The organism is Ignavibacteria bacterium (genome assembly GCA_016873775.1).
Taxonomy (GTDB): Bacteria; Bacteroidota; Ignavibacteria; order UBA10030; family F1-140-MAGs086; genus JAGXRH01.
The window spans coordinates 1-20,586 of sequence record VGWC01000010.1 but is presented as its reverse complement, the minus strand read 5'-3'; the positions used below and the strand labels follow the sequence as shown (position 1 = coordinate 20,586).

Here is a 20,586-nt window from a genome sequence, read left to right as displayed (position 1 = left end):
TGTGCCATTAGTACATTTCTCCTTTTGAGATGTTCTCTGTTTCTTTTCTTGAAATTTTTACTGAATAATTATCGTTTGAAAAACCTGGTTTTGCATAAAATTTTATTTTCCCTCCAACTAATACTCGTACTTCTCCGCCAATTTTCGTATCCAATCGTAACACATCACCAATTTCCAAATCCATCATTTCTTGAATAGTAATTGATGCTTTTCCCAATTGAATTCCAACAGGAAGTTCAGTTTTTTCGATTCGTTTCTGAAGTTCCGGACCCCATGAATCTCTCGATTTCCCGCCCCGTAACGTAACTTTTTCTTGTCCTTCTAATTTTTCGAGTACGTCTTTGACGGCGGCTGTTGGAAAACAAACATTCATTCTGTAATGCTTATCTCCTATTGCAATGTCAAATGCCATCACAATAACGTTTTCATTTGAAGGTGTTATTTGAGCAAAATCCGCTCTACTTTCATACCGTTCTAATCGAAATGTCAATGGCGCAAGTCGTCTCCAAGCATTTTGTAAATCTGTAATTCCTCGTTGAATAAATCCTTTGACTATACTTTGTTCAATTTTTGTAATTTGACGAATATCATTTCCGGATTTCTCAATCGGTTCAGAAAGCGAACCGCCAAGTAATCGTTCAACAAGTGCTAATATAAGTTCCGGTGTATATTCTAAAATTGCATAAGAACTTGATTCTTCAATACGAAAAATGTATAAACAACGCGGCCCAGAACTTCCAAGCGAGTATTCATTGTAAATGACTTGTTCGATATTTTGCAATCCGACGGAAACCATCATTTGCAACCGCGAAACCAAATATGTTTTAAACGAATCTGCAAAGTTTTCGTGAATTGCCCTCAACGTTCGAAGCCGTTCTTCCGATAAACGATGCGGCAAACGAAAATCGTGCGATTCTATTATTTTTGCGTCTGCATCCACATCAGTCATTTGAGGACGAATTTGACCCGATGCTATTCCGCCAAGCAGACTATCTATTTCTTGTTTTGAAAGTATTTCCACCAGGGTATTCTTTATTTTAGTGGTTGAAAAACAAATGTCTTAAATAATACGTCTAACACTTTTCCTTCGGTAACAAGCGCATCAAATTTTTCACGTAATTCTTCTTTGAGTTTTGGAAAGTCATTATTTAATTCTTCATACGTTTTTGAACGAAGTACTGTGTTTAATATATCTGCAATTTTTGCTTGTCGCAACGCTAATTCGCCTGCAGATTTTTTATTTGAAACTTCAACCGAAACTTCTGTTTTTAAGATATACGTACTTCCAGAAGCGCTTGTAATGTTTATCAAAAATTTTTCTTTTATTTCCAATGTTTCTACTTTTGTTTTTTCTACGGCTACTTTCTTTGAAGAAACACCGTCTCCCGATCCTCCATCAATTTCTTCAGTACTTGCGGTTTTATTTTTCGATGAATACAAATACCATCCGCCGCCGCCGATGATGATGAGCAATAAAATTATGATAATGGTGCTTGACGATTTCATAGTGAATTCTTGGTGGAAATTAATTAATGGTTTCAGTAAGTAAATGAATATCTCGCCGATATTTCAACACTTTATCTACAATACTTTTGACATCTTCTTTGACGAGATGCGTTTTTCCATTGTCCATATGGATAGCAGTATCAGGTGTTGATTCAACGAATTCAATCATCTCTGCATTGATGATTATTTTTTGGTTATTAAATCGTGTTACTTCTATCATTTTTTTTACATAACATGATGTGCGGTTTGTGAAATAATGCACAAACCGCACATTACTATTTTACATTACGAAATATTCAAAATTATCGCTTCATCGAAATTAAATCTTGAATAAGTTCGTCGCTTGTCGTTACGACTTTTGCATTCGACTGAAATCCACGCTGTGCAAGAATGAGATTGGTAAATTCCTCAGTCAAATCAACGTTGGATTGTTCCAGAGTCCCGCCGCGAATACGAGTAGAATTCTGAACACCGGCAATGGAAAAAATCGGCGAACCGGAATTACCCGTTTCACCAAATAAATTATCTCCTATTTTTTCAAGACCGCTGACATTATCAAATTGTGCAAGCAAAACTTGAGATAATGTAAGCGTCTTACCGTTCGAGAACTTACCGGTTATTTTTCCGTTTTGGTCTATAAAGAAATCTTCAAGCAATCCTGAAGCGTATCCATCTTGTTTTCGCACGGCAATTGACGTCTGTGCTGTATTACCCGTTACTCCATCTAAAGGACCCCACGTACTTGGTACTGCAGAATCAAAATCTGGGTTAACGGTTCCGAATTTGAAAATAACAGGTTGAACATCAACTCCTCCAAATGTTGTATTGTCGAATTCATACAACACTTCACCGGTATCATCAACTCCATCACTGTTTAACGAACCATCTTGATTGAACGTTAAAGACGCAAGTTCTTCATCAAGTTCGACAGTGATATATCCAGGTTCAGTAATATTCGGATTGAGCGGGTCATTTACTTCCATTTGAACGCTCTTTAAATTAACTGTCCATGTTTGATTATCTCCAGCGCCAAATTCAGTATCTTTTACGAACTGCAACGTAAGATTCAAACGATTTCCTAATGAATCATACATTGGCGTTGTAACTGTAACAATAGTTGGAGTACCATCACCAATATCAGCCGGCGCACCTGGATCCAAATTACCAAAAAGTGTAATTTCAGAAGTTTGTCGCGCTGCAATTTTTTGTGCTCGATTTATTGCTAAATCTGTTAAAGCAGCACCCGAAACAGTTGCATCTCCTGTTGGAAATTCTCCAAATTGATTAGCAATTCTTCCTTGTAAAATTCCACCCGTAGAAGGATTGATAAGTCTTCCATCGCCATCTACGGTAAAATTACCTGCGCGAGTGTATAGTATTGAATCATTGATTCGTACAGCAAACAATCCATCGCCTTCGACAGCAATATCCGTTGCTTGACCTGTTGCTTGTATAGTTCCTTGTGCAAATAAGTTATCTATACTTCCGATCGCAGTTCCTAAACCAACTTGAATGGGATTAGTACCGCCGCGAGCCAATCTCCCGCCGCCAATTGCTGTTGCAGGAGGCGGAGTTGCTGAACTTAACGTTTGTGTGAACGTTTCTGCAAACGTTGCACGTCCTGTTTTGAATCCAATGGTATTAATATTTGCAATATTATTACCGATAACGTCCATCATTGTTTGGTGTCCCTTAATACCGGAAACACCCGAAAATAATGCTCTGATAAATGACATATAAATTATCCTTTCAGAATAATGTGAGAAAAAACGAATAAACGTCTGTCATTCCGTTCATTCGAGGGCTTCCTCGCAAAAGGTCCAGCCCTTTGTTAATTAAAAAAAAACTTAAATAATTACCGTACTATCTATATTGGTAAAAACGTGTTCGCGAATACTTTGCGAATCCATCGCCGTTACAACTGTTCGGTTTTTTACACTTACAACTAATGCGAGATTATTCATTAGCAATAATGAATCGCGAGAACCTTTTTCTTCGGCACGTGTTACGGCGTTTTCTATGCTCGTAATATCACGCTCGTTCAATTCTATTTGTCTATTCTTCAATCGTTCTTGTGCATGAGCAGAAAATTTTACTGCACGCATTTCTTTTTGAAGAATAGACTGAAACGATTTTGAATCAGCAGAAGGGGAAATTGCTAATTTATCGCTTAACGCTTCTATTCCACCAATCGGTAAAAAAGGCGGCTGTACACCGTTGATAATCGGAGTTTCCGTCATTTTTCTATCCTCCGTACGAAACTTCTAAAATGTCAGAAAGCCGAACTTCAATTCCATCAACCAAAAATACTGTTCCGTTTTGGTCGTATCGAACCGAATTTATTTTGCCAAACATAAATTGTTGCGCACTAATGTTTCTCCCCTCACTATCTTCAATTTCAAAACGATAAATTCCTTCATCTACAATTCCATGATTATCGTCTTTTCCATCCCATACGACAACGTTTTCACCCACTCTGTTTCCTCCTCGAAATTCACGTATTAAATTATCACTTTCATCATAGATTTTTACGGTAACTTTGGAATAATCCTTCGTAAGATTATATCCAAGACGCATTCCGTTTCCACCTTGCCAATAAAATTGGTCGGAAGCCGCTTTTACATTTTTTCCGACAAAATTCGACGCTAACGCATTATTGATGGATGAAGTGAGAATATAGTTCGTACTCATACTTTCCTGCAAATTATCATTCATATTTTGCAGTTGTTCCAAGCCGCTGAATTGAGCAAGTTGCGCCGTAAATTCCGTTCCTTTCATTGGATTCAACGGGTCTTGATACTTCATCTGTCCTACTAGTAATTTGAGGAAATCATTCTTTCCAAGCGTTCCTGGCGTTCCTCGTGTTTCCGTTTGTGTTGTCGGAAATGATTGATTAACTATTCGTTGTGGCATAATATTTTCTTTTTAATTAAACTGTATATTCCATCGTATTGTAACCGAAATAGCGCGCAAATTGTTTTGCGCGTTCTTCATCGTACGGACGACTCTGTTGACGGTTTTGCTGTTCTGTTTGAGAATCGTCGTTGTGCCGAAATTGCTGCTGTGCATTCGTGTTCTCGTTCACATCAATTTTTTTCATTTCTATTCCGCGAATCAGCAACGCATCGTGTAAAACCGATAAATTTGTTTCGAGCGCTCTCTTTACTTCAAAACTGTTCACGAGGATATTTGCACTCATTTTTTCACCATCCGATTTCACCGAAAGAACCAATTCGCCCAAATGTTCAGGATGCAGACGAAGCCGTATTTCGGAAAGTTGTTCCGTAACTTTGAACATTGCGGATTTACTTACATCTTCGATTACTTGTTTTGCCCACTCATTCGATAAAGCGTTTGAATATCTCGACTGAATTTCGTTGCGCTGCGTTCCGACATCTTGCATACGATTGCTTGTTTCGATAGCATCGTTTCGAGTAAATTGTTGCAATGGTTGTTTTTGCTGCGTTGTTTCTTTTCCCAAAGAAATTTGTTCTTCAACAACCGTTGTATTCAATGTTGGAGATAACTGTTTCTCTGCTGCGTTTTCTATGTTCAAAGAAGTTGCTACGTTCGAATCAGCAATTTTTTTCTGTTCAAAATTTTTAGGAATGTTTTCTGAAACAGTTTTGCTCTCATTCACAAATTTCGTTTCGACAGGTTGTATTGTTTCTGAAAGTTTGATTTCGCTGTTTCCATTGGTGTTCAACTTCGTTCTATCAACCGTAATTTCATTTTGTTTCCTATTTGCAATCGCAGATTTTTTCGGCAAAACGTTTTCTACTGTTTCTTTAAGAATTGCTGCTTGCGATTGCATAAAAATCGTCGAAGTATGCTGCGCGGAAGATTCCTTCACAAAGGAAGAAGTGTCTACTTTGTTTGTTTCCAATTTCCTCAGTTCAGTCAAAACATCACTCTTTTTCGATAATGCAGGTTTTTCTTTGTCAAACAATTGGGCAAGAGTTTTGATTTCCTTCGGCAAAGAAAAATCAGTATCTACTTCATTCTGATGAACAATGTTTTCAATCGTAACATTCGACGGTTGTTCTGATACATTTTTTGCAATATTCTGATGAACAGAAAATTTTGGTGTATCCTTTGTGCTTGTTTTCGCCTGAGTCTCCAAAGTAAGATTTTGAAGTATCTCTTTCGAAGCAACAAACGTAAACTGCTGATGCTTGTCATCTTGAATTATTTGAGTGTGTTCTCTTGTTGGTTGTTGAACAAATCGAACATTCTTGTTTTCACTTGCCGGGGTTGGAATGTCCGCAATTTTTTCCTTCGGTTGAAAATTGACATTCTCGACTTGTTGAAAATCTATGCTCGCGTTTTCGACAACAGTTTGTGTAATCGTATTATTTGTATTATCGGATGTTGTGCCAAAGAAATGTTGTTGAACGTGTTGTTTTATCGGAGTAGATATATTTTCAACTTGCTTATTATTTGTAAAAACTTCTTTGTTTTCAGTTGTTGGAACATTCTCTTGTTGTTGAGAATATTCCGGAAGAACTATGGATGTTGCGCGAGAAATAATCGGTAGTTCTGGTGTTGTTGCAACTGATTGCTGTGGCGTTGGAGAATGTTTTGCTTGAAATGATACATTGGTGTTTTCAGAAAACTGTTGAATCGGAACGATGCTCTGAGCAAATGATTGCACCGCAGTACTTTCTTTTCCGGAAATCTGGATTTGAGTATCAACATTTTGTTCAGCAGAATGTTGAACTGTTTTCACTGTTGCATTCGTTTCTCCTTCGGTTTGTAACAGAATATCATCAACACGTATTTCGAGATTTTCTGTATTGCTTATTTGCTTAGTAGCATTTCCAGAAGGACGTTTCACCATATCCGATGGAACTCCTTCAAATTGTTCATTTGTCGTCATCATTTCAAACAACATCTGTTGAAATTCAGAAGACGCTTCGGATGTTTGCTGCGAAACAGTTTCCGAGGGAATCTCTGCAGGTCCGTTGAATTGTCTAAGAAATTGGAGGAATACAGACATAGTTTTTTAATATGTATCTTTTTTTAATCCTAAAATTTTTTGAACTCGTTCCGGCGGTAACAGTTGAAGAACTTTACTTGCCTTTCGTTCTTTGAGCATAAAAATTATTTCACGAACGGCATTATCGTCTTTTGTCATATCAAGCAACTCGGCAATTTTTTCCGGCGGCATTGATTCATAAAGTTTCAATAATTTTTTTCGTTCTTTATCGCTTACAAATTGCGACTCTATTCCCCCACTTGAAATACTGCCGATTGGACCGCCACTCTGTATATTACCCGTTGTTCCAGCCGGCTGTTCATTTTGAGAACTTGGTTGCGTCGGATCAGTTACAAATATTTCATTCGAAATTGGAAGAGACGCATTATTATCTTTTGGCTTTTGTTTCGTTTTCGTTCGTATACCTTGTTTGGTAGAATCTTTTTTCAACGCAAGTAACGAATCATATTTTATCTTTGAAGAATCAACAATTACTTCTCCACGCAGAACGTTATATATACGAGGTAAACTATACTTATTCGTGTCTTCTAAAATGTATAAAACAAGTTCTGCCGCTATAATTAAGAGAACAACGCCTATGATGTAAAAATATAACGTGTTTTTCATTCGCCTATTTTTTTTCTCTCGCGGTTACCGAATTCATCTATTATTTTCTGCACTTTCTCATCTTCTTCTTTTTGAACTTTTTCTTCGTGCGTTTTTTTCAGCGATTCCAACATATGACGTGATTGCCGTTTGTTCACTAATTCACCACGCGCGTGTTTTTCTTTATGTTTCAAATCTCCGATAACTTGTTCTTGGTCAGTAATTTTATTGGAAAGCGTATCAATGAACGCTTTACTTGTTTGCAATTCCGTTGCACGAACGCGTACAATAGCCGAGTCTTCAATCACCGCTAATTCAATTTCATCATTTAATTGTGTAAGGACACTATTCTCCCGCTCTTTATCTTGCCCGATTTTAAATAAATCGTGCTGCAACCGACGTTCCTGGTATTCGCGAACCGTCAATACAGTTTGCAATCGAAATTGCGAATCGCTGTTCATGATGTTGCTCATTTATTTTTCGGTGGTGTTTGATTCATTAATGCAAGAAGACGCTGAAGACTTTGCTTAAAATCAATCTTTTCATGCGAGCCTTGTCGAAGAAATGCTCTCATTTCTTCAATATAAGCAAGCGATTCATCTATTTTGGAATTGCTTCCTTTTACATACGCACCAATGTTCACAAGGTCTTCCGCTTCATTATATGTTGCAAGCAAATCTAAAAAACGATGGACGGCTTTCCGTTGTTCTGCAGATACAATCGAAGGCATAATTCTGCTGATACTTTGCAAAACATCTATTGCAGGATAGTGTCCCGCAGAAGCAAGTCGTCGGGAAAGAACGATATGACCGTCTAATATTGCTCTTGCATTATCTGCGACGGGTTCATTTAAATCGTCCCCTTCCACAAGAACAGTGTACATTGCCGTAATACTTCCGACATCAGAATTCCCCGTACGCTCAAGGAGTTTTGGAAGCAACGCAAAAACCGAAGGCGTATATCCTTTTGTTGTTGGTGGTTCACCGATTGCTAATCCTACTTCACGTTGAGCAGTTGCAACACGTGTGATAGAATCAAACAAAAACATAACATTCAATCCTTGGTCGCGAAAATATTCTGCAATAGTCGTAGCAATAAACGCTGCTTTTAAGCGTACTAATGCTTCTTGGTCGCTTGTTGCAATGATTACAACTGAACGTGCCAAACCTTCTTCGCCAAGTTCTCCATCAATAAAATCCCGAACTTCTCTTCCTCGTTCGCCTATGAGAGCAATAACATTGACATCGGCATTCGTATTTCTCGCTATCATTCCTAAGGTAACACTTTTCCCTACGCCGCTTGCAGAAAAAATTCCGACTCGTTGTCCACGACCACACGTAAGCAACATATCAATGGAACGAATTCCGGTTACAATCGGCTCGGTAATTCTTCGTCGTGTCAATGGATTGGGAGGAAGCGCATAAATTGTTCGCATTTCTTCTCCTTCAATCGGTCCTTTTTTATCCATTGGTCTTCCAAGTCCGTCTATAATTCTTCCCAGTAATGATTTTCCAACAGGGATAGAAAAAGTTTTTCCGCTTGCAACAATTTCACTTCCCGGACTAATTCGTGATGTTCCACCAAGTACCATTGAAAGAACTCTGTTTTCTTTAAAACCTACAACTTCAGAATAGCATAAATCTTCGCCATCGTGCGATTTCACGACACATACTTCGCCAAGTGAACAATTGGGTCCTACGGATTCGATAACAAGTCCAATAACTTGAGATACACGTCCATTTACTTTTAATAAATCAACATTTTTTAAGCGAGACAAAAATGCATCGCTTTCTTTATTGAAGTCGAGCAAATAACGCGAACTTGCAGTTTCTGTTGTTGTTGTTTCTATCGTGTTCATCAACGTTATCGTTGTTCAAAGAAAACGTCTTCAATTTGTTTTAATTGCGTAGACAATCGTGCATCTACATTTCCCATATCACTTTCTAAAATACATCCTCCGGGTTCTATTTTGTCGTCAATTTCTATGATGATGTCATTAATTGAATCTACTTCTTGCATCAACGATGAACGATGCTCACGTAACATTGCTTCATCTTCTTGATTGATACGAAGCCGAACTTTATTCACTCCGACTACTCTGCGTATTGCATCGCGAACTTGTGCAACAATAACGTCATTGGCGATAGATAATTGTTTTCGAATAATTTTTTCTGATATCGCAATAGATAGTTTGGGAACAATTTGTTCAATACGTTCTAACAACATCTTGTGTTCATGTGATAACCGTGAAAGAATGGCATCAAATCGTTTAACGGTTTCTTGAGTTTTCAAATTTATTTGAAAACCAAGTTCCTGTTCATATTCTAATCGCGCTGTATCATATCCACGTTGAAATTCTTCATGAAGTTTATCAGAAAAATGCGTTACGCCAACATTGATTTCTTCTAAAGATGAAATTATCTGCTCCGAAGTAAAAACCGATTCATCGGTTTTTACTGCTATCGGTTCTTCAACAATTTTATTTTTCAATCGCACGGATGGTGATTTGATTATTGAAACGTTCCGAACCGGAGAATGAATTTTAACAATTTCTATCATTGCTATACAAACGTTTCTTCCATTCCACCGCGACCCGCAATAAATATTTCGCCTTTATCTGCCAACGCTTTTACAATATCCAAAATACGCACCTGTGCATCCTGAACATCTTTAACACGAACAGGCCCCATATAATCCAACTCTTCTTTCACTAATTGACGCATACCTTCGGACATATTTTGGAATATTTTTGCTTTCAATCGTTCGTCGGAAACCTTTAATGCCATTGCCAAATCACGACGGTCAACATCGCGTAATATGCGCTGTATCCCGCGATCATCTACAAACAATAAATCTTCAAAGAGCAACATTAGTCTCTTAATTTCTCCAGCAATTCCGGGTTCTCGTTTTTCTATTTGTTCCAATACACCTTTTGCGACAGCAGAACTGCATTTATTCAAAAGTTGAGCAACAACACGAACTCCACCAGTTGCACTTGCATTCGTCGTAAGTTCTGCTTCTGCAACATTTCCGATTACTTCTTCCATCTCTGCAAGAAGAGTTGGCGCAATTTTTCCCAAAGTTGCCATTCGGTAAACAACATCGCTGCGTAAATCATCATCCATTTGTAACAAAACTTGTGCTACGTGTTCAGGTGCAAGTTGAGAAAGCACAATAGCAATAGTCTGCGGATGTTCTTTTTGTAAAAATGTTGCGAGTTGAATACTGTCTACTTTTTTCAAAATGTTGAATCCACGAGTCATCGTCGGTTGTGCTTTCGTTTTGACTCGCTCCAATATTTCTGTTGCTTTCAAAAATCCCAATGAACTTTCGAGCAATTTCCCTGCATATTCTACGCCCCCTTCGATAACGTATTCTTGCGCTTGAATCATTTGTTTAAATTCTTCAAGAACCGTGGATACCATTTTTGCGGGAACGGATTTGATGTTACTAATTTCGCTCGTTATTTTTTCTATTTCATCAGTGTTTAAACGCGACATGATATTGGAAGCAACATCCATATCAATGGAGAGAAGCAACAACGCCGCTTTACGTGCGCCGCCAAGTTGCTCTAATTTACCTTCTTTGGGTGCTGTTGGAATAGACATAATTATTTATTTTCTGAAAGCCAAACTTTGAGAAGTGAAGATGCTTCTTCTGGTTTATCTTTGAAATATGTTTTAACTTTATCGCGCGTCACTTGTTGCGCTTTCATTTCCTCCTCGCCTAATTCTTCCGCTTGCATTACTTCTAATGCTGTTGCACCCTCTTCTAATGTTGCTGGCATTGTAACTGCGTTATCAGGAACAATTTTTCCTTTCACCACTTTAACTCGTGCAGCACGCTGTAATGCTACTGCCGCTTCCAATTCTTTCTTGAATCGAATTCGCCGCGCTATACTGAAAAGGAAAAATGTTGCGCCTAACATTAAGAAAAGCATCAAAATTGTACTGGGGTTTTTTAGTTGTTCCACACTCCACATCAATAAATCTGGTTGTTGTTCTTTACCGAATAATTCTCTATCGCTAAAAAATTGCATATTAACTACTGCAATTTGGTCGTTACGGTCGCTGGAAAAACCTACTTGTTTTTTTACCAATTCGGTTATATCGCTTATTTCTTTTTCTGTCATCGAATGATAGATGGCAACAGTATCAAAGTCGCTTCCAAACATACCGGCTTTAGCAATGACACTATCAGAATATCTACCGTTCACGACAACGCTTACGCTTATTCTTTTAATATCCCCACCGCCGGAAGTGCTATTCTCAATTGATTTTCCTATTTCGTAATTGATGGTGGAGTTCGAATTTGTGGAAGTTATATATTTTGAATTGATGCGCGAAGTATCATTCGTTCTTCCTTGCTGTTCCATGATTTGTTCACTGCGAACAACTTGATTTTCCGGGTCAAATTTTTCTTCAACTTTGCTCACCTGCCGAAAATCAATCTCGGTAGATATTTCCACATAAGAATTCCCTGGACCCAGTACTACATCGAGCATTCCTTGCACTTTTTGAGAAAGCGTTCCTTCTATTTGACGTTGAATATCCATATTGCTTGAAATCGCGCCTGCTGCACTGTTACTTGCGCGCGCAGAAGAACGCAATATTCCCCGTTTATCAAAGATGCGTACATTCGATGGGTCAAGTCCTTCTACACTGCTTGCAACTAAATGTGCAATTCCTTGTGAAGTTTCAGAGGAAAGAACTAAACCTCCTTTTGTTTTCAACCAAACTGATGCGGTCGCAGGTTTTTGGTCTTCTCTGAAAAATCTTTTTTCCGGAAGAACAATATGAACTCGCGCAGCTTCTACATTTTCTATTTGTAAAATCGTTTTCGTGAGTTCTCCTTCCAATGCGCGAACTCGATTTATTTTTTGCGTTTGGTCAGAAATTCCCAAATTAGTTTTATCGAAAATTTCGTACCCAACAATGCTTGAACCAGGAAGACCATCGCCTGCTAATGATAATCGCAATTCGTACACATCATCTGCAGGGATAAGAATTGTTGAACCTTCATTGTCTAATTGATACGGAATGCTTTTTTCTTGAAGTTTTTTTACGATTTGGTTTGCATCCTGTTGGCTTAAATTGCTATACAAAACCATGTACGATGCGCCACCAAAAAATACTAATCCAATTATCACAGCAACGACAGCAACAGCCGTTATAACAATTACGGCTCGTTGTTGAACTGTCAATCGCTTGAAAAATTCTTGAATTTGTTGTCTGAGACGATTAAAAAATTCCATAGGTTATCATCAAACCTGTATTCTCATCAATTCACGATACATATCAAGCGCTTTGTTCCGAACTTCCAGCAGTAAATCAAAACTTGTGCGCGCTTTTTCGATTGCTATCATAACATCATGAATATTGGCAGCTTCTCCGCTTACCATTTGTTCTACTGCTTTTCCTGCTTGTACTTGAAGCATATTTACATCGCCAACGGCTTCCTTTATAACATCAACAAAATTTGTTTTCGGCTGTTGATGCATGTTCGGAATGCTATTGGGAATCAGTTTCAGTTCTTGACTAATGCGTTCTACCATTTTTCACCTCGAGATATTTTAAAAACTACTATCATAACTTAAATTTGTAAAGAATCCTTCATCATATTTTTGGAAGCATTTATTGCAACCACATTTGCTTCAAATGCTCGCGATGCCGCAATCATATCTACCATTTCTGTTACAATATTAACATTCGGTTTTTGCACCATACCATTCTCATCGGCATCGGGATGAGATGGATTGTACTCAAGAAGCGGTTCACTTTCATCTCGTATTATCGTTGTCAGCAATTCTCCCGTAAGTCCATCATCTAAAGAACCGGGTATTTTTGGGTCCTGAAAATGATTGGCATCGGAATTGGCAAGTTTTATCTGCGAGTTTCTTAAAAAACCAAGAAAACCACCATCCGCTTCTGAATGAAAATGCGGAACAACTATTTTTCTTTTGTAAACTCCGCCATCGCTCGTACGCGTGGTTTCTACGTTTGCAAGATTGTCGGCAATAACATTCATCTTTCGCCGTTGGTACGTCATTCCCATCGCGCTCATATTAAAGCCGGAAAAGAGTTGGTCAATATTCATAACTTAATTATCCTTTGATTGCTTTTTGAAGTTGCTGAAAAATCCCCGCGGTTGCCTGAGAAGAAAACTTAAATTGAATTTGATTTTTTGCAAGTTCTGCCATTTCTCTGTCAATATCTACATCATTAGTACCGCTTGCCATATGATTTCCAAAGTTTATTTCATTGATTGTAGAACTTAAATTCTCAACGGATGCTTTTCCGAGAGGGATATGATTTTCGTTCGTTCTCGCCCCAATCAACCTACTGCCGCCGAGTGCATCTTGAAAATATTCTTCAAACTTTACTCGTTTGGTTTTATACCCCGGTGTTCCAATGTTCGCAATATTGTCAGCAGTAATTTGATGACGAACGAGATACGCATCCATCGCTTTTTCTAACAATGGAACTTTAGTTTTGTCAAAAAATGAAGATATCATAATTTAATTATTTTGTTGATTTGATGTTTTTGAAAATTAGCAATATTTATACCACAATGTTTTTTGTTTGAAAATCGAAAAAAAACATATTTTAAGAACTTTACATTTGGTTAAAGAATTGTATTTGGTTAATTCTTGGTTAAAATTAGCCAACCGTTCACTCATATTTTAAATTCACTGCACTCGAACGCCCACACTTACAAGAAAACTCTATTGAATCAACAACTCCTTCAGAACGACGAATGACAATTATCGGTTGGTCTTCATCGTCGCCGGGAGTTACGTGAATAGTTTTTTCTCGATTATGCTGAATACTTTTTGATTTAAATACATTTCCCGAAGCGCGAAATCGTACTCCGGAAATTTGTCTCATCGTTCCAAATTCAACAAACGGTTTTGTTTGATGCCCAGTATTTTCAGTTTGTGAAAACTGAAGTAAATCTTTTACGTCTTTCTTCATATTTGTTAATTCTAAATAATCGTATTGAAAAGGATATTATTTCATCTTTAATAGTGAATGCCCACGCATCCTGTCGCGAAAATCACTTGCTTTAATTCGCAAAAACTTCCCGCATTCCCGCGAACTATGAACAAACACAAGTACGCCTCCATACGATAAATCAGAAACCGGCTCCTCGTGATGTAATGAATAATTATTGAGAGAAATATTTTTGTCTCTTAAAAATTCATTTTTGGATTTCCATGCTTTTCCACAGTATTCGCATTGATGGAACAAAAAATGATTATGGCGAATCAGTTGAACGTTTTTTAATAGTGGAGATTTCATCCTTACTCTCTTGAGTTTCGATGATGTAAAATAAATATGTTTTACGAAATGTAAAACGTGAACTTACAGATTAGTTATTGAGTAAATTCGTATCAACCGTTCGATAGGCGAGTATCAAGGATATTAGGAATGATTTATGGGTTACTTTTATGTTTCTGGGTGAAATATATAACGTTTTTTTACAAAAGTCAATAGTAACTAAAAAAAAATTAAAATATTTTTTTTGCAACTTCAAACCCGCTTTGTATTGCTCCTTCAATTGTTGCGGGAAGTTTCGTATTTGTCCAATCACCAGCAAGAAGAAAATTTTCGTACACAGTTTCTGTTTTTGTCCGAAGAAATTCAATTGATGGAGAAGATGAAAATGTTGCTCGCTTTTCCTTTATAATAAATGAATGAAGCATATTTTCGCTCGTTGCTTTCGGAAAAATTTCTTGCATTTCATTCAAACATAATTTTTCAATTTCGCCTTTCGATTTATCAATCAATACGTATGCACCACTGATGACAACGGAAATACATTGTGGTAGTTTATTTTTATTTTGTAAAATTTGTTCCCGATTAAAAATCCATTGTATAGTTCTACCGCAAACTCCAACAAAATCTTGTTTCATTACTTCTCTATCAAACCAAAAATAGGCGGAGATAATCGGAGAAGAAGAAAATTCCTTCAAATATGAAAACTGTTTTTCATCCGTTTCAGAATTTTCTATAATTCTGTCAAGCGCAAAGTATGGAACGCAACTGACAAAATAGTTTGCTTCTATTTTTTCACCATTATGATATCGCGCTGAAATAAATTTACCATTTTTTTCTTCGAGGGAAACTACTTCATTGTTTAAAAAAATTTCCACTCCACTTTTCTCCAACAATTTTTCCGCACGTTCAACATACAGTTCCGTTTGTCCGATTGTCGGAATGAGGATACGTGCATTTCCTTTACTTGAAAAAAAAACTGACTTAAGTGAACGCGCAAATAACAATGCTGATGCTTGTTCCGGCAATTCATTCATTACAGCAATAGCAATTGGAAACCAAAAATTATTTTTCGCTTCTTCCGATTGATGTAACGAATTCAACCAATCTTCAACTGTTGAATCAACAATTTCATTTTCGTTCGATGGAAATTTTTGAATAAAGTTCCCAACGTTTTTCAAACCAATTCTGCTTATAAGCGAAAGTCCTTTAAACTTCAACGAAACAGATATTTTTCCTGTTCCAATTTCAAATGTCGAAAATCCCTTGTCTTCAGACCAAAAATTCAAATGTGGTTCTTCTTGCACAGAAAGAAATTTTCCTGTTCCAATAATATCCAAATATTCAAGAGTGTTTGTGTACGCGCCAACGAGAACGTGTTGTCCATTATCAATGATATCGCCGGTTTCTTTGTGCATAAACGAATACGTTCTGCCGCCAAGTTTTCCGCTCGCCTCAACAAGTGTTATTTTCTTAACGCCTTTTTGTGAAAGTTTTACAGCGGTTGCAAGTCCGCTCAAACCCCCACCGATAATGAGAACGTCAGTTTTCACTTGTTGCTATAGAATAAAACTGATTGAGAATATCAAGCAATTGAAATGATGAGTCGAGGAACAGTGGAGCGCTGAGAAATTGTGACTTACGAACTCCAAAATACTTTATTTCTTTAATTCGATATTGGGTTTATCCAAAGAGGCGAAGTTTTACCCAATATTTCATCGCTATCAATATGCGCAAATATTTTGGCAAGGATAATTTTCTTTCGAATACATTATAGCGAAATTTCTTGATGCGGATAAGTGTATGATAGTAAACACGCTCCATAATTTTTGCAGCAAACATTGAGCGTTTTTCTTCATGGGGAAGTAATTGCATTGCTCGTTCATAAAATTCTTGCGCTCGCTGTGTTTGAAAATTCATGAGCGCAACAAATTTATCGTTATACAAATTCTTGAGCAATTCATTTTCGGAATAATTGAATCGCTGCAAATCTTCAAGCGGAAAATATATTCTTCCTTGCTTTGCATCTTCTTTCACATCCCGAATGATATTCGTGAGTTGCAGTGCAATTCCCAAATTCAGTGCGTATTCTTTCGTCTGTTCTTTTCGCGCACCGAAAATTTCTATGCACATTAAACCAACAGAGGATGCAACATATTCGCAATATTGCTGCAACTCATCGAACGTTCGATAGCGCGTTTTGTTCAAATCCATTTCCACACCTTCAATAAGTTGATAAAAATATTCGATGGGAATGTTAAATTTTTTGGCAACGACAATCAATTGATTCAACAACACATATTCCGAATTTCCGTTTAATGCATTACCAAGTTCTTCGCGCCATTTTTTTAAAAACAACACGCGCAACGATGTATCTTCAATTTCATCAACAATATCATCAGTGCGACGACAAAATGCATACACTGTATTTAATGCTTCCCGCTGTTCTTTGGGAAACAACAAAAACGGAAGCGTGAAACTCGAATGACTTTCGCGGACAATATCAGCGGCAACCGTTATTCCCATCGTGCAGGTGATTCTGGATTGTGATAAAAACTTTTTGCAAACATTCCTTTGTAAAATACTGAAAGTTTATCGAACAAATTCAATTGTGGTCTTCGCGCAAACGCGTTGTAATTTTGTTTTTCAATCTTTCGTATAATTTTCATTCCGCCAAACCATACGAGTCGTAATTCCAAACGCAAATCTTTATCAACGCTTTCGAGTAATTCTGTTCCATCATAAAAAAGTTGTTTCGTTCTTTCTGCTTGAAATTTCATCAATTGAAAAAAACTATCATCCATAACTCCATCATTCCATTTCTCCGCTGAATAATCAAATCGTTTCATATCATCAAGTGGAATATAAAGTCTGTTTTTATTTTTATCAACAGAAACATCTTGCCAAAAATTTGCGAGTTGTAATGCAGTGCAAATGTTGTCGGAAAACTGAAATAGTTTTTCATCGCGATAACCGAACACGAGCAACACTAATCTTCCAACCGGATTTGCAGAGTGTTTGCAATAGAAAAGCAACTCTTCAAAATTTTCAAAACGATTTTTTGTTACATCCATCTTGAATGCTGTAAGTAAATCGGTAAATGGTTCTTTCGGAAGATTGAGTTTAAAAACAGTTTCTTCCAATGCAATAAAAATTGGATGTTGAGATTGATGCTGAAAACAAAGGTCAAGTTGCGTATTCCAATCTTCTAATTTTTCCATACGTTCTTCAACCGAAATATTTCCTTCGTCGGAATAATCATCAGCAGTTCTTGCAAAAGCATAAATCGCTTGGATGTACGGACGTTTTTCCTGCGGAAGAAATAACGATGCAACTGGAAAATTTTCGTAATGTGAATTTGTAATTCTTGCACAATAATCAAATGCATCGTCTATTTCTTTTAGTGAATGTGAAATGATGTGAGATGTGAGATGTGAGATATGTGAGTCCATATCAAGTCAATTCAAAATACTCACATCGCAAATCTCAAATCGCATATCATCTATAATTCGCAAACTGAACTGGAAATGGTAGGTCAGCATTCTTCACCATCTGAATTACAGACTGCAAATCATCTTTACTTTTTCCTGCAACGCGAACTTGGTCTTCCATTATTTGCGCGTTCACTTTCAACTTGGAATCTTTTATCATCTTCGTCAAAAGTTTTGCATCTTCTTTTTCAATTCCGACGCGCAGAGAAATCACTTGCCGCACGGTTGTATTTGCAGCAGGTTCAATTTTCCCAAACTTCAACGCTTTCAAATGTATTCCACGTTTAATCATTTTCGATTGCACAATGTCCACAACCGATTTCATTTTAAATTCGTCGTCAGAAATGAGAACAATTTCTTTTTCTTTCTCTTTCAACTCGATGGATGATTTTGAATCCTTAAAATCATAGCGTTGAATAATTTCCTTCCGCGCTTGATTCAGTGCATTATCTACTTCTTGAAAATCAATTTTAGAAACGATGTCGAATGAACTGTCTGATGCCATAAATTAGGTTTTAGGTGTTAGATTTAAATGTTATTTAGTTAGTTCGTTTGCTGGTTAGTTAGTTAATGGAAAAACTTTTTAGAAACGAACAAACGAGCAAACTACTTCCTCACAAAAATAAAATCTCCCCCTTCATCACCCGCATCATAAATCACGCCGAACTGCGGAACGGCGGGACCATTATTGATGACCGCTTGCTTGAAGTTGAGATAGAGATTTTCTGCGTCCAAATACTTTGCGGAATTTTCTTTCAAGCGTTTGAGCAAGTAATCCGCAAACACGCTTTTATCGGGAACGGCGGTTTTGAACGTGCCGCTCGTAATCGCTTTGCGGCTCGGCAGTTCATACATTTTTTGAATCGAAATATCCGGCTTCTCCTTTGCTTCGCGCGACTTAAAAATTCCTCCGCTGAAACACGCATCCGAAATTAACAGCGTATGTTTCGTTTTGATGCTTTTGATGTTGTCGCGAATATCGCTGTTGGAAATCCATTCCGCGCGGTCGTCCCAACTTGCGCTCGCGGGAAGCCAATATCCTTGACTATTATCCACATCCCAAAACCCGTGTCCTGCATAATAAATGAGCAGATTATCTTCCGCAGAAAGTTTTTTCTTGAGTTGCTGCAACGCAGAAAAAATATCTTTGCGATTAGGATTTTTCAAAAAATGAATTGCATTATTTTCAAATGTATAATTTGTCGTTAAAACATTTTTTACATTCTCTGCATCTTGCAATGGGTACTCCAAACCCATAATGCTTTTGTAATCTTGCACAGCAATAATAAGCGCATAATATTTTCCTTTGATAAATTGCGAATCGTTTGTTGTAATTAGTGTAGAAATTTTTTCTTCCTCTCGCACAACCGTAAACGTTTCCTCTGCCGTATTATTTTTTGTATCCGTTGCTATTATAGTGATTGTATTTTCTCTCATTGAAAGTGAAACCTCTCCCGAAAACTTTACCACTTTGCCGCTTACATTATATTGTTGCACTTCGCTATATGATGGCTCAGAAAGTTGCGCCGCTTTTCCATTAACAGAAACTAAACTCACTCCACTCTCATCACTTGCAAGACCAATAATTTCAAGCGATGATTCTTTAAGTGGTTTCATTCCGCGAAAGTTTTGTGGAGATAGGATTTTGATTGTTGGATATTTTGTATCTGCAACGATTTTCACGTTTTTTGGCTTGCTCGTATTAGTAATTAATTCTTCTTGAGCATAAACAATATTTATTACATTTAGTATGATGAAGAAATAAATTATTTTCTGTGACATACAATTCTCCTAAAAGTCATAACCTAAAACAATGTTCACTGAAACTGATTGAGAACCATTCATCCCAAATAATCCAATTTCATAAACATAAAACCAATTCTCATTTGAATAATCTAACCACCCAGCGCTAAAAGAAAAAGGTAATTTATTTGCGATATTCTGATAATTAACTTCATATTGATTGTTTCCAATTCCAGTACCGCCTTTTAGAAAAAACTTATGAGTTAAATAATATTTCAAATCGACAAGTAAACCTCCATCTTTGATTGGCCTACTTCCCCCCGAAGCATTCAAGATTAATCGAAATTCAATAGCAAATTCTTTGGTAAATCTATAACCAATTGCAGGTAAAAATAATAATGCTCCAAATGTTCCGGTAACAGATATCTTAATTCTTTCTTCATTTTTTGCATTATAACCTGTTGGCTCGCCATACCAGTTAGGCGGTCTATATTCTTCCCAATTTGTTTCTATAAATCTAATAAAGCCAACACCAAGCCCATAAAAAAGATACAAACCTTTTTGCACATTTACTTTTGCAGAAAGTTTGATAGTTGTCTGTTCGGCATAATATTCTTTCGTGTCTGCTAAGACATTCCAAATAATTTTCTTTCCTTTTCCACCATAAACACCGACTCCAACATCTCCACTCACACTTTTCGGCACAATCGTGTAAGTTTTTCCGCCATCAAGAGAAACTTCCATACTTACATCAAACGTCTCGGAGTTCAGCGCATCCACAATATCATACGTTACCCAAATTTCTTTTTCATTCACCACACGAAAATCCACATTCTCAATCCTCTGCGCAACCAGCGTGGAGAATGGCGCAAGGAGGAGAAAAGCAAGTATGTATGTTTGTAGTTTCATAAAATATTTTTATAAACCTTAATAGCAAAATGTATTTCCAATCGCTCTAACCTTATCACCTTATATTATCCATTGC

At 37.1% G+C, this 20,586-nt stretch carries 23 protein-coding genes; all 23 read right to left on the bottom strand.

What is annotated here, in order from left to right; translation table 11 throughout:
• Positions 1–7: 7 nt before the first annotated feature.
• Complete coding sequence (gene fliM, locus FJ218_02730) at positions 8–1,057, bottom strand: flagellar motor switch protein FliM (GenBank protein MBM4165826.1); 1,050 nt, start codon at positions 1,055–1,057, stop codon at positions 8–10.
• Positions 1,033–1,506 carry a flagellar basal body-associated FliL family protein gene (locus tag FJ218_02725; protein MBM4165825.1) on the bottom strand — a complete coding sequence of 158 codons (474 nt, stop codon included), beginning with the start codon at positions 1,504–1,506 and terminating at the stop codon, positions 1,033–1,035. The genes fliM and FJ218_02725 overlap by 25 nt, the downstream gene beginning before the upstream one ends.
• Before the next feature lie 19 nt (positions 1,507–1,525).
• Positions 1,526–1,726 carry a flagellar protein FlbD gene (locus FJ218_02720; GenBank protein ID MBM4165824.1) on the bottom strand — a complete coding sequence of 67 codons (201 nt, stop codon included), beginning with the start codon at positions 1,724–1,726 and terminating at the stop codon, positions 1,526–1,528.
• Between the two features lie 82 nt (positions 1,727–1,808).
• Positions 1,809–3,242 carry a flagellar hook protein FlgE gene (locus FJ218_02715; GenBank protein MBM4165823.1) on the bottom strand — a complete coding sequence of 478 codons (1,434 nt, stop codon included), beginning with the start codon at positions 3,240–3,242 and terminating at the stop codon, positions 1,809–1,811.
• A gap of 111 nt (positions 3,243–3,353) precedes the next feature.
• Positions 3,354–3,746 (bottom strand): flagellar protein, encoded by a 393-nt coding sequence (locus FJ218_02710; GenBank protein ID MBM4165822.1) that lies wholly within the window; start codon positions 3,744–3,746, stop codon positions 3,354–3,356.
• A gap of 4 nt (positions 3,747–3,750) precedes the next feature.
• On the bottom strand, positions 3,751–4,419 hold the full coding sequence (locus FJ218_02705) for a flagellar hook capping protein (GenBank protein MBM4165821.1): 669 nt from the start codon (positions 4,417–4,419) through the stop codon (positions 3,751–3,753).
• Between the two features lie 16 nt (positions 4,420–4,435).
• On the bottom strand, positions 4,436–6,505 hold the full coding sequence (locus FJ218_02700) for a flagellar hook-length control protein FliK (protein ID MBM4165820.1): 2,070 nt from the start codon (positions 6,503–6,505) through the stop codon (positions 4,436–4,438).
• A gap of 6 nt (positions 6,506–6,511) precedes the next feature.
• Positions 6,512–7,111: a hypothetical protein gene (locus tag FJ218_02695; GenBank protein MBM4165819.1), complete on the bottom strand. Its 600-nt coding sequence runs from the start codon at positions 7,109–7,111 to the stop codon at positions 6,512–6,514.
• A complete protein-coding gene (locus tag FJ218_02690; protein MBM4165818.1) occupies positions 7,108–7,563 on the bottom strand; it encodes a hypothetical protein in 456 nt (151 codons plus the stop codon). The genes FJ218_02695 and FJ218_02690 overlap by 4 nt, the downstream gene beginning before the upstream one ends.
• Positions 7,560–8,948 (bottom strand): FliI/YscN family ATPase, encoded by a 1,389-nt coding sequence (locus tag FJ218_02685; GenBank protein MBM4165817.1) that lies wholly within the window; start codon positions 8,946–8,948, stop codon positions 7,560–7,562. The genes FJ218_02690 and FJ218_02685 overlap by 4 nt, the downstream gene beginning before the upstream one ends.
• Before the next feature lie 5 nt (positions 8,949–8,953).
• Positions 8,954–9,649: a hypothetical protein gene (locus FJ218_02680; protein MBM4165816.1), complete on the bottom strand. Its 696-nt coding sequence runs from the start codon at positions 9,647–9,649 to the stop codon at positions 8,954–8,956.
• A 2-nt stretch (positions 9,650–9,651) separates the two neighbouring features.
• The gene (fliG, locus tag FJ218_02675) at positions 9,652–10,698 is read right to left on the bottom strand and encodes a flagellar motor switch protein FliG (protein ID MBM4165815.1); all 1,047 of its coding nucleotides are present in this window, start codon (positions 10,696–10,698) and stop codon (positions 9,652–9,654) included.
• A 2-nt stretch (positions 10,699–10,700) separates the two neighbouring features.
• Positions 10,701–12,344: a flagellar M-ring protein FliF gene (gene fliF, locus FJ218_02670; GenBank protein ID MBM4165814.1), complete on the bottom strand. Its 1,644-nt coding sequence runs from the start codon at positions 12,342–12,344 to the stop codon at positions 10,701–10,703.
• Between the two features lie 9 nt (positions 12,345–12,353).
• On the bottom strand, positions 12,354–12,644 hold the full coding sequence (gene fliE, locus FJ218_02665) for a flagellar hook-basal body complex protein FliE (GenBank protein ID MBM4165813.1): 291 nt from the start codon (positions 12,642–12,644) through the stop codon (positions 12,354–12,356).
• 38 nt (positions 12,645–12,682) lie between these two features.
• Positions 12,683–13,186 carry a flagellar basal body rod protein FlgC gene (flgC, locus tag FJ218_02660; protein ID MBM4165812.1) on the bottom strand — a complete coding sequence of 168 codons (504 nt, stop codon included), beginning with the start codon at positions 13,184–13,186 and terminating at the stop codon, positions 12,683–12,685.
• 7 nt (positions 13,187–13,193) lie between these two features.
• The gene (flgB, locus tag FJ218_02655; GenBank protein ID MBM4165811.1) at positions 13,194–13,604 is read right to left on the bottom strand and encodes a flagellar basal body rod protein FlgB; all 411 of its coding nucleotides are present in this window, start codon (positions 13,602–13,604) and stop codon (positions 13,194–13,196) included.
• A gap of 157 nt (positions 13,605–13,761) precedes the next feature.
• Positions 13,762–14,064, bottom strand: coding sequence for a hypothetical protein (locus FJ218_02650; protein ID MBM4165810.1), 303 nt, complete (start codon positions 14,062–14,064; stop codon positions 13,762–13,764).
• 536 nt (positions 14,065–14,600) lie between these two features.
• On the bottom strand, positions 14,601–15,920 hold the full coding sequence (locus FJ218_02645) for an FAD-dependent oxidoreductase (protein MBM4165809.1): 1,320 nt from the start codon (positions 15,918–15,920) through the stop codon (positions 14,601–14,603).
• Positions 15,921–16,050: 130 nt separating this feature from the next.
• Entirely contained in the window at positions 16,051–16,893 is an 843-nt protein-coding gene (hpnD, locus tag FJ218_02640) for a presqualene diphosphate synthase HpnD (protein ID MBM4165808.1), read from the bottom strand.
• Positions 16,884–17,819, bottom strand: coding sequence for a squalene synthase HpnC (gene hpnC / locus FJ218_02635; GenBank protein ID MBM4165807.1), 936 nt, complete (start codon positions 17,817–17,819; stop codon positions 16,884–16,886). Before hpnC ends, hpnD begins: the two co-directional genes overlap by 10 nt.
• Positions 17,820–17,865: 46 nt before the next feature.
• Positions 17,866–18,363: a YajQ family cyclic di-GMP-binding protein gene (locus tag FJ218_02630; protein ID MBM4165806.1), complete on the bottom strand. Its 498-nt coding sequence runs from the start codon at positions 18,361–18,363 to the stop codon at positions 17,866–17,868.
• A gap of 101 nt (positions 18,364–18,464) precedes the next feature.
• A complete protein-coding gene (locus FJ218_02625; protein ID MBM4165805.1) occupies positions 18,465–19,640 on the bottom strand; it encodes a caspase family protein in 1,176 nt (391 codons plus the stop codon).
• 9 nt (positions 19,641–19,649) lie between these two features.
• Positions 19,650–20,510, bottom strand: coding sequence for a hypothetical protein (locus FJ218_02620; GenBank protein MBM4165804.1), 861 nt, complete (start codon positions 20,508–20,510; stop codon positions 19,650–19,652).
• Between the last annotated feature and the right edge of the window lie 76 nt (positions 20,511–20,586).

Coding starts and splice junctions, on each gene's coding strand:
- FJ218_02725 (MBM4165825.1), bottom strand. CDS start 1,506: ATGAAATCGTCAAGCACCATTATCATAATTTTATTGCTCATCATCATC.
- FJ218_02720 (MBM4165824.1), bottom strand. CDS start 1,726: ATGATAGAAGTAACACGATTTAATAACCAAAAAATAATCATCAATGCA.
- FJ218_02715 (MBM4165823.1), bottom strand. CDS start 3,242: ATGTCATTTATCAGAGCATTATTTTCGGGTGTTTCCGGTATTAAGGGA.
- FJ218_02710 (MBM4165822.1), bottom strand. CDS start 3,746: ATGACGGAAACTCCGATTATCAACGGTGTACAGCCGCCTTTTTTACCG.
- FJ218_02705 (MBM4165821.1), bottom strand. CDS start 4,419: ATGCCACAACGAATAGTTAATCAATCATTTCCGACAACACAAACGGAA.
- FJ218_02700 (MBM4165820.1), bottom strand. CDS start 6,505: ATGTCTGTATTCCTCCAATTTCTTAGACAATTCAACGGACCTGCAGAG.
- FJ218_02695 (MBM4165819.1), bottom strand. CDS start 7,111: ATGAAAAACACGTTATATTTTTACATCATAGGCGTTGTTCTCTTAATT.
- FJ218_02690 (MBM4165818.1), bottom strand. CDS start 7,563: ATGAGCAACATCATGAACAGCGATTCGCAATTTCGATTGCAAACTGTA.
- FJ218_02685 (MBM4165817.1), bottom strand. CDS start 8,948: ATGAACACGATAGAAACAACAACAACAGAAACTGCAAGTTCGCGTTAT.
- FJ218_02680 (MBM4165816.1), bottom strand. CDS start 9,649: ATGATAGAAATTGTTAAAATTCATTCTCCGGTTCGGAACGTTTCAATA.
- fliG (MBM4165815.1), bottom strand. CDS start 10,698: ATGTCTATTCCAACAGCACCCAAAGAAGGTAAATTAGAGCAACTTGGC.
- fliF (MBM4165814.1), bottom strand. CDS start 12,344: ATGGAATTTTTTAATCGTCTCAGACAACAAATTCAAGAATTTTTCAAG.
- fliE (MBM4165813.1), bottom strand. CDS start 12,644: ATGGTAGAACGCATTAGTCAAGAACTGAAACTGATTCCCAATAGCATT.
- flgC (MBM4165812.1), bottom strand. CDS start 13,186: ATGAATATTGACCAACTCTTTTCCGGCTTTAATATGAGCGCGATGGGA.
- flgB (MBM4165811.1), bottom strand. CDS start 13,604: ATGATATCTTCATTTTTTGACAAAACTAAAGTTCCATTGTTAGAAAAA.
- FJ218_02650 (MBM4165810.1), bottom strand. CDS start 14,064: ATGAAGAAAGACGTAAAAGATTTACTTCAGTTTTCACAAACTGAAAAT.
- hpnD (MBM4165808.1), bottom strand. CDS start 16,893: ATGGGAATAACGGTTGCCGCTGATATTGTCCGCGAAAGTCATTCGAGT.
- hpnC (MBM4165807.1), bottom strand. CDS start 17,819: ATGGACTCACATATCTCACATCTCACATCTCACATCATTTCACATTCA.
- FJ218_02630 (MBM4165806.1), bottom strand. CDS start 18,363: ATGGCATCAGACAGTTCATTCGACATCGTTTCTAAAATTGATTTTCAA.
- FJ218_02625 (MBM4165805.1), bottom strand. CDS start 19,640: ATGTCACAGAAAATAATTTATTTCTTCATCATACTAAATGTAATAAAT.
- FJ218_02620 (MBM4165804.1), bottom strand. CDS start 20,510: ATGAAACTACAAACATACATACTTGCTTTTCTCCTCCTTGCGCCATTC.